9 protein-coding genes are annotated in these 12,069 nt (G+C 59.1%); 4 read left to right on the top strand and 5 right to left on the bottom strand.

Annotated elements, in window-relative coordinates; translation table 11 throughout:
• The first annotated feature begins 331 nt into the window (after positions 1-331).
• The 3 genes from ACWKWM_RS11255 (at position 332) to ACWKWM_RS11245 (ending at position 2,731) form a co-directional block, all read left to right on the top strand.
• Positions 332-1,051, top strand: coding sequence for a UTRA domain-containing protein (locus ACWKWM_RS11255; protein WP_483846214.1), 720 nt, complete (start codon positions 332-334; stop codon positions 1,049-1,051).
• A 197-nt stretch (positions 1,052-1,248) separates the two neighbouring features.
• Complete coding sequence (locus ACWKWM_RS11250) at positions 1,249-1,953, top strand: TetR/AcrR family transcriptional regulator (RefSeq protein WP_483846213.1); 705 nt, start codon at positions 1,249-1,251, stop codon at positions 1,951-1,953.
• Positions 1,943-2,731: a pyrroline-5-carboxylate reductase family protein gene (locus ACWKWM_RS11245; protein ID WP_483846212.1), complete on the top strand. Its 789-nt coding sequence runs from the start codon at positions 1,943-1,945 to the stop codon at positions 2,729-2,731. The genes ACWKWM_RS11250 and ACWKWM_RS11245 overlap by 11 nt, the downstream gene beginning before the upstream one ends.
• Positions 2,732-2,962: 231 nt before the next feature.
• Here the strand turns inward: ACWKWM_RS11245 and ACWKWM_RS11240 are convergent, their stop codons facing one another.
• Positions 2,963-4,999, bottom strand: a complete 2,037-nt coding sequence (locus ACWKWM_RS11240) for an oxidoreductase (RefSeq protein WP_483846211.1) — start codon at positions 4,997-4,999, stop codon at positions 2,963-2,965.
• 215 nt (positions 5,000-5,214) lie between these two features.
• On the opposite strand from ACWKWM_RS11240, the gene ACWKWM_RS11235 reads away from it, so the two are divergent.
• Positions 5,215-6,117 carry a glycine betaine ABC transporter substrate-binding protein gene (locus ACWKWM_RS11235; RefSeq protein ID WP_483846210.1) on the top strand — a complete coding sequence of 301 codons (903 nt, stop codon included), beginning with the start codon at positions 5,215-5,217 and terminating at the stop codon, positions 6,115-6,117.
• 175 nt (positions 6,118-6,292) lie between these two features.
• On the opposite strand, the gene ACWKWM_RS11230 is transcribed toward ACWKWM_RS11235, so the two are convergent.
• The 4 genes from ACWKWM_RS11230 to ACWKWM_RS11215 form a co-directional block, all read right to left on the bottom strand.
• Positions 6,293-8,482: a mechanosensitive ion channel family protein gene (locus ACWKWM_RS11230; RefSeq protein ID WP_483846209.1), complete on the bottom strand. Its 2,190-nt coding sequence runs from the start codon at positions 8,480-8,482 to the stop codon at positions 6,293-6,295.
• A 150-nt stretch (positions 8,483-8,632) separates the two neighbouring features.
• Entirely contained in the window at positions 8,633-8,797 is a 165-nt protein-coding gene (locus ACWKWM_RS11225) for a hypothetical protein (protein WP_483846208.1), read from the bottom strand.
• Positions 8,798-8,961: 164 nt separating this feature from the next.
• Positions 8,962-10,251: a M18 family aminopeptidase gene (locus tag ACWKWM_RS11220; RefSeq protein ID WP_483846207.1), complete on the bottom strand. Its 1,290-nt coding sequence runs from the start codon at positions 10,249-10,251 to the stop codon at positions 8,962-8,964.
• 1,089 nt (positions 10,252-11,340) lie between these two features.
• Complete coding sequence (locus ACWKWM_RS11215; protein ID WP_483846206.1) at positions 11,341-11,976, bottom strand: RluA family pseudouridine synthase; 636 nt, start codon at positions 11,974-11,976, stop codon at positions 11,341-11,343.
• Positions 11,977-12,069: the final 93 nt, after the last annotated feature.

Below are 12,069 nucleotides of genomic sequence, written 5' to 3'. Positions count from 1 at the left end.
ATTCTTAGAAGTGATCGTTGCGGATGGGTTGGTCTAGGTCAGCAATACCTGAGCCAAGTTAGGCCTGTTCAATGACACTTTCGTGTCTGGACCGACTTTTGCTGGTGAATGCCAGGGCTACGGATACGGCTGTCGGCTAAGCGTAGACCATGCTCAAGTAATTGATCTGAAAAGGCTAAATGCATTGGCTGTGGCCGAATTTTGAAGGCACGTTTGTGGCCTGTCACCGAACAGTCATCTACGCTCCCTAGGCTTTGCAGCACACAAATGGGCCGTTGCGTTGCAGACTTTGCCCCCAAATAGCGCTGGTCTAGTCCAGATAGGTAACGAAATGCGCGAAGACGTGCCACGAGCCGTGACGACCATTTGCAACGCTCTGCAAGAGCAGATCGAGCACGGCCTGTTGCCGCCCAGTAGCAAGCTGCCAGCCGAGCGCAAACTCAGTGAAGTGTTCGACACCACGCGCATCACGTTGCGCGAGGCGCTGGTGCAGCTTGAGGCGCAGGGCCTGATTTACCGAGAGGAAAGGCGAGGCTGGTTCATCTCGCCGCCGCGTCTGGCTTACGACTTGATGCGTCGCAGCCACTTTCACGCCATGGTTACTGCCCAAGGGCGTGTGCCCGAAACCCAGATGATTTCCGCGCGTTTACAGCCCGCTTCGGCGATGGTGTGTGAGTTGTTGCGCTTGCCCGCATTATCGAGCGTGATCCAGATCTGCCGCGCACGACGCATCGACCAACGCCTGGTGCTGTACGTCGAGCACTACCTCAATCCTGAATATTTCCCGATGATTCTCGAGTTCGATCTCAATCAATCGTTGACCGAGTTGTACGCCAGTCATTACGACATTCGTTACGGCCAGGTGCGTTTCGAAATGGTGCCGACGGCGTTACCGATCGATGCAGCGGCGGCGTTGAAAGTCTCCATCGGCAGCCCCGGCCTGCGCATCGCGCGGGTCAATCATGACCAGCAGGGGCGGCTGATCGATTGCGATCTGGAGTATTGGCGGCATGATGCGATTCATGTGAGTGCGGTGGTGGCGGATGTGTGAGCAAGACTGCTGCATTTTGATCGTAAGCGCGCGCTTCTCAGACACACTGCCAGGCGCCTCACGTGGGCCTTGTTTTGATCACCGCGGCTGATTCAGCAAAGCCTTACTCCCTCTGTCGGTAGAATGTACATGGATGTACATCCAAAAAGCAGGGGCGTACAGTTCGCTCACTTACTCAAAGACAAAGGCGACACGTGATGTCGGTATCAGGCAAGGAACGGGGTAAATCCCAGGATTCTGGCTGGCGGGGCTCACCGGAAGGATGGCTTGAGGCCGCCTATGATGCGTTGAAAGAGTCGGGTATCGATGCCGTTCGCGTGATGCCGCTGGCCAAACGCTTGAATCTGTCCAGAACCAGCTTCTATTGGTTTTTTCAGGACCGCGAGCAACTACTGGACGCGCTCCTGGCCCGTTGGAAGGACAAGAACACCGGAGGGATGGTCAAGCAATGCGAAAGCTATGCGGAAAATATTACCGAGGCGATCCTCAATGTTTTCGAGTGCTGGCTCAATACCGAACTTTTCGACTCCCAGTTCGAATTTGCCGTGCGCAGCTGGGCTTTGCAGTCTGAGGAAGTGTCGGCGGAAATCGCGGCAGCGGACCAGGCCCGCATCAACGCGTTGTCAGCGATGTTCAGGCGCTTTGGATACGATTGCGATGGCGCCGACACACGGGCCCGTACCATTTACCTCACGCAGATCGGTTATATCTCCATGAAGACCAGTGAAGACGTCACTGAGCGCTTCCGTCGCATCCCGCACTACGTCAGCATCTTTACCGGCAAGGCCCCGAAAAAGCGCGAGCTTGACCGTTTCTTCGGCAAATTCGGCTACTCCGAGAAGCAGCCGGGGGAGTTTGTAGCCTTGGTCGACACGTTCGAGGCATCGGTGGATGAGAGCTGACACGATGGGTGTCATCGGCATTATTGGTGGCACCGGCTGGTTGGGCGGGTCGCTTGCCGCAGCAATGCTGGATGGCGCGTTCATCGCACCTGATCGACTGTTGCTGTCCAACCGCTCCGGCAGTCATCCGTTGGCGCATACAGGCGCCCATCTGCTGGCCGAAAACCAGGCGCTGGTGGATGCCAGTGCCACCGTGATCATCGCGGTGCGCCCCGAGCAATTCAAAGCGCTCACTATTGACGCCGCGGGTAAGCGCGTCATTTCGCTGATGGCCGGTGTCTCCTCCCAGGCGATTGTTGAGGCCACTGGCGCTGCAACCGTCGTGCGGGCAATGCCTAATGCTGCGGTCGAGATAAGACGCTCATTCACGCCTTGGTATTGCGCAAGTCAACTCACGCCCCCCGAGGTTGAGCTCATCCAAGGTCTGCTTGAGTGCGTCGGCACGGCGAGCCGAGTACCAGACGAAGATTGCATTGACTACCTGAGCGCGATGTCGGGCACGGGTCCGGCATTTCCTGCATTGTTGATGACCGCGCTCATTCATCAAGCCATCAACGCTGGCGTTCCCGAGGACGTTGCCCGGCAGGCGGCACACGGCGTGGTGGTGTCGGCCAGTCAGCTGCTGGACCGGCATGATCCGCAGGCGATGATTGATTCGTTGGTGGCGTACAAAGGTGTGACCGCCGCTGCCTTGCATGGCCTGATGGATGCGGGCTTTGAAAGCATGTTGGGCCAGGCGTTACAGTCAGGCGCCACGGTAGCGCGCAATGGTTTGTGAGGTTCAACATCAGGCCCATCTGTCCCAGGCCCAATGTCGAACCTGGTGCTCTTTGATCTGCCACTGCGGCGTATCGGCACGACGCCGAACCTGACGCTTTTGCTTCTGCCCGAAGGGCGTATCGGCACGACTCCGAACGTGACGCTTTTGATTCTGCCCGAAGGGCGTAGGAGCCTTGCTTGCAGGCGATGGGCTGCGCAGCAGTCCTTTGTGTGTCAGGCACTGCGGTCGTCAGATGTCCTTCACCAGACGCAACGCATCGTAAATAGCGGCGTGGGTATTACGCGCGGCCACTGCGTCACCGATGCGAAACAGCTGGAAACGTCCCTCCGGATGGGTCACCAGATTCTGTGCCTTGCCCGCGATCAAATCGTGTTGCTCGACCGCGCCGCCGTTGCTCGACAGGGGACGTAGCTCAAAATACAACTCATCCATCGGCAGCGTGCCGTGGTTGATCACCACTTGATCGACCACGCGCTCCTTATTGACCTTGCCGTAATCGCTGCCAAATACCGCGACGAGTTTGCCGTCGCGCCGTAAGACCGATTCGACGCGATAGGTCACGGTGAATACCACATCCAGGTCCTGCAGGCTGCGCATGTAAGGCACAAGGTTCATGGCCATGACTTCGGGTGAGAAGGCGCGGTCCGGGGTGACGATTTCCAGCCGAGCACCGCTTTTAGCAATGACTTCAGCCGCCTGGAGCGCAGCGTGATCCCCTGCGTCGTCGAAGATCAGCACGTTCTTGCCAGGCTTTACATCGCCGGAAATGATGTCCCACGCCGACACGACCCACTCGTTGCCTTCCTTAAGCACATCGGTGTCCGGCAGGCCTCCGGTCGCGACGATCACCACATCCGGCTCATGGTCCAGCACCGTGTGCGCTTCGGCCCACGTGTTGAAGTGGAATTTCACCCCCATCCGTTCGCATTGCGCCATGCGCCAGTCGATGATGCCGATCATTTCCCGGCGCCGCTCGCTCAGCGCGGTCAGCCGTATCTGTCCGCCCGGGCGATCGGCGGCTTCCAGCACAGTCACGTCATGCCCGCGTTCTGCGGCGACCCGTGCCGCTTCCAGTCCGCCGGGGCCTGCGCCGATCACAACGACCTTGCGCGCAGTGGCGGCTTTCGGGATCTCGTGGGGCATCGTGGTTTCACGCCCGGTTGCCGCATTGTGAATGCAGTAGGCCGCGCCACCCTGGTAGATCCGGTCCAGGCAATAGTTGGCGCCGACACACGGCCGAATCTCCTCTTCGCGCTTCTCGATGATCTTGCGCACGATGTGTGGATCAGTCATGTGCGCACGGGTCATGCCCACCATGTCGACCTTGCCGGACGCAATGGCATGGCGAGCGGTGGCAACGTCGGGAATCTTGGCGGCGTGGAACGTAGGGAAGCCCGTGGCGGCACGGATTTCACCCGCGAAATCCAGATGCGGTGAGTTACGCATGCCCTGGATCGGGATCACATCAGTCAGGCCCGCGTCGGTATCGATGTGCCCTTTGACGACGTTGAGGAAGTCCACCAGGCCGCTGTCTTTGAGCTTGTGTGAGATGGCCATCCCTTCCTGAGCACCAAACCCGCCCGGCAGATCCTCATCGCCCGTGTAGCGCACGCCGAGCAGGAAGTCTTCCCCACAGCGCTTGCGAATGCCGCGCAGGATATCGAAGGTGAAACGCAGGCGATTGTCCAGGGAACCGCCGTATTCGTCGTCCAGGTCATTGGTCAGAGGCGACCAGAACTGATCCATCAAATGCCCGTAGGCTTGAAGCTCCAGACCGTCCATGCCGGCAGCTTTCATCCGTTCGGCGGCGTCGACGTAATCCTGGATGATGCGCTGGATGTCCCATGCCTCCAGCTTCTTGGGAAACGAGCGGTGGGACGCCTCGCGGCGATGGGAGGGCGAGACCACCGGCAGCCAGTCCGCCTTGTCCCAGCGGGTACGACGACCCAGATGCGTCAGCTGGATCATGACGGCAGCGCCGTGTTCGTGGCACTCATCGGTCAGGTCCTTGAGCCAGCCGACGACCTCGTCCTTATACGCCAGCACGTTGTTGAACACAGGCGGACTGTCACGAGAGACGGCTGCCGACCCCGCGGTCATCGTCAGCGCGACCCCTGCCTTGGCCCGCTCCACGTGATAGGCCCGATATAGCTCCTTCGGCATCCCGTCAACCGGGTACGCCGGTTCATGAGACGTGGTCATGATGCGGTTTCGCAGGGTCAGATTTTTGATGGTGTAAGGCTGTAGCAGCGGGTCGGTGGACATTGTGGCGCGCTCCTGGAGGGGAACATCAGGCGTGGTTTGACGCGAAATTAAGTGAAATGTACATGAGTGTCAACAACGGTTGACGCAGGTGTACATTCTGCTTGCGTCCCCACGCATTGTGTGGATACCATCCGCTGAACAGTCGGCTCAGACCGGCGCAATTGCCACTTTCACTGCCACACCCGGAACCTCCATACACGAAAGGGGAATGCACAATGGTTGCTTGTTCACTTCATAAGAAAAAACGTATTGGCTGGTTGGCAGGTGTCGCCTTGGCCACCGTGACTTTGATCACGCATGCCGCCGAGCAGCCGCCCGTACGCATCGGCTGGGTCAACTGGTCGGACACCGAGATCGCCGTGAAACTGGCCACTCTCGTTCTGGAAGATCAACTCAAGCAGCCGGTCAAGCTGGTCATGGCTGATATCGGTATTCAGTTCCAGGCCATGGCCAACGGCAACATCGATCTGATCCCGATGGTCTGGCTTCCTGGCACGCACAAGGCGTTCTACGACAAGTACAGAGACAAGCTCGAAGACTTGGGCGTGTTGTATGAAGGGCGCATTGGCATGGCAGTACCGGACAGCGTTCCGGTCAGCGAGGTCTCAAGCCTTGCGGACCTGAACAAACCGGAAATCCGAGAGAAGTTCGACGGCAAGATCCTGACGTCCGAGGTTGGCAACGGGCAGTACAAACTGACCGAGAAAGCCATCAACGAGAAAAAGATCGTGGGTTACAAGATGGTTGCCTCATCCGAGAGCGGCATGCTCAGCGAACTGGATCGCAACCTCAAGCGTGGTAAGTGGTCGCTGGTCAATGCCTGGAGTCCGCACTGGATGTTCTCCAAATACCCGCTGCGCTATCTCGATGACCCTGAGCACCTGTTTGGCGGCACTGAGCAGATTCACGCGGTCGCTCGCAAAGGATTCAGTGCGCAATACCCGCAAGTGGCGCAGTTCTTCGCCCACTACTCCATCCCCAAGACAGATCTTGAAAGCATGATGATGCGGGCTCGCGAAAGCTCTGCGGATAAAGTCGTCGCCGAGTACTACGCGGCAAACAAACCACGCTTTGCGGCAATGTTCGACACCGTTAAAACGGCTTCTACGACGCCCTGATCACACTTCGGGCCGTTTTGGGATCAGCGATGGCTTTGGCCTGATGCGGCTTGCTCCAGGAGGGAGCTTGCTCGCGATTGCAGGGTGACAGGCAATATTGCATTGGCTGATAGCCCCATCGCGAGCTTGCTCCCTCCCACCAGGCGCCCTTCCACATGATTGTGCTTAATGGCGGTTAGCTCGCTGAATCGCCTTGGGTGCCGCGAACCTCATTAAAGCTACCGCCACTGGTGCTCACCTGCACATTCAGTCGTGGTGTTGCCAGATCCATGCCGGCTTCATCCAGGTAACGCTTGAGCGACAAATTGAACGCCCGGGAAACTTCCCATTGCTTGATCGGTGCTGTCTTGAATCTCGCGCGAAGAATGGCGTTGCCTGACTCGAAACTCTCGACCCCTTGAACCTCCAGCGGCGACCAGATATTGCGGCGTTGCAACGGGTCGGCACGCATCTTCTGACCAACGTCACGAATCATCTTCAGCGCGTCGTCGATGTTCATATTCGAAGGGATGGCGATTCGGAAGATAGCGTAGCCGAACTCTCGTGAATAGTTCTGAATGCTTTTGATCTCGCTGAACGGAATCGTGTGCACGATGCCGTCGATATCACGCAGGCGCACAGTCCGAATGGTCAGCCCTTCGACCGTGCCCAGATGTCCGGCGACGTCCACGTAATCGTCGATGGCCAGCGAGTCCTCGATGATGATGAACAGCCCGGTAATCAGGTCCGCCACCAAAGACTGCGCACCAAAGCCAATGGCCAGACCGATCACACCGGCACCGGCCAGCAGCGGCGTGACGTTCATGCCCATGTTCGCCAGTGCGACGATCAGCGCGATTATTAAAATCGTCACGAACAGCACGTTGCGAATCAGCGGCATCATGGTCTGCGCGCGGGCATTGGCCAGGCCTTTGCGCGAGCGGGTGAGGGCGTGATGAATCGCCGTGTCGCTGATGATCCAGATCAGCCACGCAAACATCAGTGTTGCGGTCAGGCCGATCAGCTTGACGCTGATGTCATGCCCCTCGCCGTCGGCAAAACGGATCAGCGACAGCCCCCAGACTCGCAGCCCCAACTCGATGAACACCACCCAGACCAGCAGATGCACAACGATGTAAAAGAAGTTTTTCAGCCTGTCCGAGTACAGGGCGTGGCGTTTGTGACCGTGGGCGGGACGTTGCGAATGGCGCCGTACCAGGCCGTTGATCACCATGCTCAATACCAGCAACACGGTGCAGATCAGCGCCTGACGCAACGCGGTGCTGGTGTCGCCCGCCGAAAAGAATGTTGCGAACAGCGAGACGCCCACCAGCACCAGTGCGGGGAGATACCAGAAGCTGCCGATGACTTCGATGCTGTCGCTCAAGGCGCGGCGTTTGAGTCGGCGCGACAACGGCTGATTGCGAATCAGATGGGCGATGGGACGGCGGAAGCGGATGACAAATAAGCCGCTCGACACGGCGGCCATTACATTGGCCAGGGTCGCGGCGGTGTGCGCCAGGTGCACGCCGAGACTGGCCACCAGACGCGGATCGCTGAGCGCCTCGCCGAAGGCTGCGAAACTGCCGATCCACCACAGCGGGCGAAACGCCTGGTGACGCAAGATGTACAGCGCCTGATGCCGATGCGGGCCATCGAGCAACGAAAACGCAATCACGCAGATGGCCGAAAAAAGCGTCCCCACCACCAACGCGTAAGCCAGTACCATCGCCAAATCCCGACCCAGCGAAGGAGGCAGCGAGTAGCTGAGGTAGATCGTGAAAATCAGCGCCACCAGCCACGGCCCGAGTTTGCGCAGGGCGAAGCGCAGCATGTCCCAAGGGCGCGGGTGTTGCGGCAGTTCTTCCGACAGCCCGAAGCGCAGACGCACTTTATGACCCAGCCAGATGAGTGCCGCTGCTGACAGCCCCCACAACGCCAACACCACCGCAAAGCTGAAGATGATCGGCCACCATTGATTGGCGGGCAGCATCAACGCGACCAGTTCGCCTTGCGCCAACTCGACTTCGTCCGTCCAGCGGCTGAGCGGGCTGTCGTCTCCGGTGAACTGCTTTTCCAGTTCCGCGAAAGAACTGCCGATCAGCCCGAGCACGCCTTGTTCGGCGGTGGGCTGGGCTTTTTTGGTGGCGTCGCGCAGTTTTTTGAGGTCTTGCAGCAATTGAGCGCGTTGCTGGTCGTTTTCCAGGGACGTGATGACTTCGTCCAGCGATTGTCCCAGTGGCTCCTGCGCCTGAGGTTGGGCTTTCTGTCCGCTGCCCAGCAGGCTTGGCAAACCTGCGGCCTGAGTCAGCGCAAAAGGGAACAGTGCCAGCAGGGCAATCAGTAAGAGGCGGGACAGGACAAGCAGGCGGGAAGGGGCAATCACCGGGCAATCAACCTTAAATCGACAGGCGCCCGAGACGACCAGACAGGATCAACCGGGCGTATCAGACTGAAGCGTCTGAGTTTACGAGTGACGTCCGGCATTGGCGAGCGGGATTTCGCACAGGCCAGCAGTGGAACGAGGTGCGGCGACTCAGGTGAGTTTCGCAAGAATCTTGACCGCTGCGGTTCCAAGCATTAGCAGCATGCCCAGCGTTATGGATGCAACGCCGCTGCTGTAATCTCGGTAGCTGTAACCGACACACAACAACAGCATTCCCAGTACAACTGGAATGAGAAGAGCGAGGTATTCGTCCATGGCAGCATGCTCTTTCTAGGAAGCGATGCTGTAAGTCTAGGTCGGATTTTGCATCGCTGCGGCGGCGCTTCTGTAGGAGACAACTTGTTGGCGAGGCTGACAATGCGGTGCTTCAGGCACGACGCCTCGCGAACAAGTTCGCTCCTACAGGGTTACGTCAGCCCTTACGGCAACTCAACGCAGGCGTAAAACGCAGTCAGCACCTTCACCAGATGCGAGAGGTCCTGGGCGCCCGCCAGCTCACGAATCGAGTGCATGGCAAATGTCGGAAGACCGATATCGACCGTGCGCACGCCCAGATGGCTGGCCGTGATTGGGCCGATGGTCGAACCGCAACCCATGTCGCTGCGTACCACGAAGCTCTGCACCGGCACTTCCTCGGCCATGCAAAGATGGCGGAAGAACCCGGCAGTTTCGCTGTTGGTAGCGTAACGCTGGTTGCTGTTGACCTTGATCACGGGCCCGGCGTTGAGCTTGGGGCCGTGGTTGCCATCGTGTTTGTCGGCGTAGTTCGGATGCACGCCGTGAGCGTTGTCGGCTGACACCAGCAACGAGCGCTGAATGGTGCGCACGTACTCATCACCTTCAGGCAGCAGGCGTTGCAGGATTTGTTCAAGCATTGGGCCATCAGCGCCGCACGCCGAAGACGATCCGACTTCTTCGTGGTCGGTGCAGACTAGCAGGCAGGTTTCTTCGGTGTCGGCATTGAGCAACGCTTGCAGCCCGGCGAAGCACGACAGCAGATTGTCCAGTCGCGCGCCGGCAATGAAATCGCCATTCAGACCGACAACCGCTGCGCTTTGCGTGTCATAAAAGCTCAGCTCGTAATCGAGCACGACGTCTGCGTTCAAGCCGTGTTCGCGGGCCAGTTGGTCGGTCAAAAGTGCGCGGAAATCAGCACGCTCGTCACCGGCGACCTGCGCCAGGATTGGCGGCAATTCGGTCTGCGGGTTGATCGCCCAGCCTTCGTTGGCCGTGCGATTGAGGTGGATCGCCAGGTTCGGGATCACCGCAATCGGTAGTTTGAAATCGATCAGCTGGCTTTCGACCTTGCCATCCCGGCGGAAGGTCACGCGCCCGGCCAGCGACAGGTCGCGGTCAAACCATGGGGCGAGCAGGGCGCCCCCGTAAACTTCGACGCCCAACTGCCAGAAACCCTGACGTTGAAGTTCAGGTTGCGGCTTGACTCGCAGGCAGGGGCTGTCGGTGTGGGCGCCGACCAGCCGAATGCCGCCGCTCAAGGCTGAAAGGCGGCCCAGTTTGAAGGCGACAATGGAGGAGTCGTTACGGGTGACGTAATAGCGGCCGCCGGCTTCGGTGGTCCAGGTTTCGCGCTCGTCCAGACGCTGGAAACCGGCGCCTTCGAGACGTTGGACAAGGCTTGCGGTGGCATGAAAGGGGGTGGGAGAGGCCTTGAGGAAGTCGATCAGGCCTTGGTTCAACTCTTCGCGCATAAGTTACTCCAGACAGCAATGGGCACGAGTTTACAGGCCAATGCCGGTTGGAGCGAGTGGGGCGAAAGAGGATGGAGGTCGATCACGCGGTCCCCGTAGGAGCAATCGGAGGTAACGACGGTCGCGATGCCGTGTTTCGGATGTACCAGGGTTATAGGTATCCGGCAGGTGCAGCGGTTCACTCACTCCCCTGTAGGAGCTGACGACCAGCGGGAGGCTGCGATGCGATGGGTCGGCTGTACCGGGTTGGTGTGTATATCCGTTATTTGGGGTGTTGCTGACATTGGTTCCGCTTTTACAGCGGGTCACTTTCGAAAAGCCGGAAGCCGGCCCAGGCGAAAGTAACCAAAGCGCTTTTGCTCCTGGTTTGGCCCTCCTGCGTCGGGTTCCCTTGCTCCGGCGACGCTCCGTGGGCACGCGCCGAACGGACATCCATGTCCTGACGGCGCTTGGCGGGCGTCCCTGCTCGCCATCCCACTGCGCGTCGCCTGCGTTCGGCCTGCACCCAAGTCGCGCTTTGTGGTGTCTGGGCTGGCGTGGATGAAGAACAAAAGCGAAGCGCGCTTTGCTCCTTGGGCTTTTCGCTTTCTGATCATTCCCACGCTCCGCGTGGGAATGCAGCCCCGGACGCTCCGCGTCCGATGACGCGGAGCGTCATGAGCTTCGCTCCCAAGCGTGGGAGCGATCAACGTGTGTCGTACCAAGATTTCACAGACGCCACAAAGTGCGACTTTGGAAGGCCGAGCGCAGGTGTTGCGTAGGGGACAGCGCGGCATGGATGCCGCGCTAGCCGCCCCCGGCCATGGATGGCCGATGGCGGCGTGTCCCCGGAGCAATGCCGGAGCAAGGGAACCCGACGAAGGAGGGCCGGACATCGGAGCAGGGCCTTTTTGGTTACTTTTTTCTGGGCCGGCAATCCGGGCTCTTGGAAAAAGTGACCCGCCGTAAGGGCGGAACCAATGTCAGCCACACTCGAGATAATGGATATACACACAATTAGAGGGTGTCAGACACACCGCATCGTCCGGATGCGGCCCAGACCGTCGTAACCTCCGAATGCTCCTACAGGGGACCGCGTAACGGCGACTGTCAAAAAGGCGCAGGACACTCGAATCGAAGGCGCTCGCCAGACCCAGGATGAGTAAAGCTCAACATCGCCGCATGCAGACACAACCGTGGATACGCCGCCAGCGCTTCGGGATGCGCATACAACCCATCACCCAACAACGGATGACCGATTGAAAGCATATGCACCCGCAACTGATGCGATCGCCCGGTAATCGGCGTCAATTCCACGCGGCAGTGGGTGTCGTAACGCTCCAGCACTTTCCAGAACGTTAGCGCGTGCTTGCCAAATTCGTGATCGACCACATGCCGCGGTTTGGTCGGCGGGTCGTAGCACAAGGGCAGATCGATACTGCCGCTGTCCAGCGCCGGTTGCCCCCAACACAGCGCGGTGTAGGACTTTTCAGTTTCGCGATCATGAAACTGCCGCGACAACTCGCGATGCGTGTCCGGATCGCGAGCCAGCAAAATGATGCCCGAAGTTTCCCAATCCAGCCGATGAACGATCCGCGCCTCGGGGTAGCCGTTTTCCTGCAGACGGGTAATCAGGCAGTCCTTGTTGTCGTCGGCACGACCTGGAACTGACAGCAGCAAGGTAGGTTTATCGACCACCAGAACGGCTTCGTCCTGATGAATGATGCGGATGTTCGACAACGGCATGTAACGGCCTCAAAACTTAAACGCTAGAAACGCTAACGGCGGTACCCGGCGCCGCTCCGAAAGGAAGGACGCTGGATACCGCCGCGAGCTACT

It is taken from the genome of Pseudomonas rosaeacicularis, from assembly GCF_057128745.1.
Note: the sequence above shows the minus strand (reverse complement) of the source record. Positions and strands in the feature narration are given on the sequence as shown.

Coding starts and splice junctions, on each gene's coding strand:
- ACWKWM_RS11250 (WP_483846213.1), top strand. CDS start 1,249: ATGTCGGTATCAGGCAAGGAACGGGGTAAATCCCAGGATTCTGGCTGG.
- ACWKWM_RS11225 (WP_483846208.1), bottom strand. CDS start 8,797: ATGGACGAATACCTCGCTCTTCTCATTCCAGTTGTACTGGGAATGCTG.
- ACWKWM_RS11235 (WP_483846210.1), top strand. CDS start 5,215: ATGGTTGCTTGTTCACTTCATAAGAAAAAACGTATTGGCTGGTTGGCA.
- ACWKWM_RS11255 (WP_483846214.1), top strand. CDS start 332: ATGCGCGAAGACGTGCCACGAGCCGTGACGACCATTTGCAACGCTCTG.
- ACWKWM_RS11245 (WP_483846212.1), top strand. CDS start 1,943: ATGAGAGCTGACACGATGGGTGTCATCGGCATTATTGGTGGCACCGGC.
- ACWKWM_RS11220 (WP_483846207.1), bottom strand. CDS start 10,251: ATGCGCGAAGAGTTGAACCAAGGCCTGATCGACTTCCTCAAGGCCTCT.
- ACWKWM_RS11240 (WP_483846211.1), bottom strand. CDS start 4,999: ATGTCCACCGACCCGCTGCTACAGCCTTACACCATCAAAAATCTGACC.
- ACWKWM_RS11215 (WP_483846206.1), bottom strand. CDS start 11,976: ATGCCGTTGTCGAACATCCGCATCATTCATCAGGACGAAGCCGTTCTG.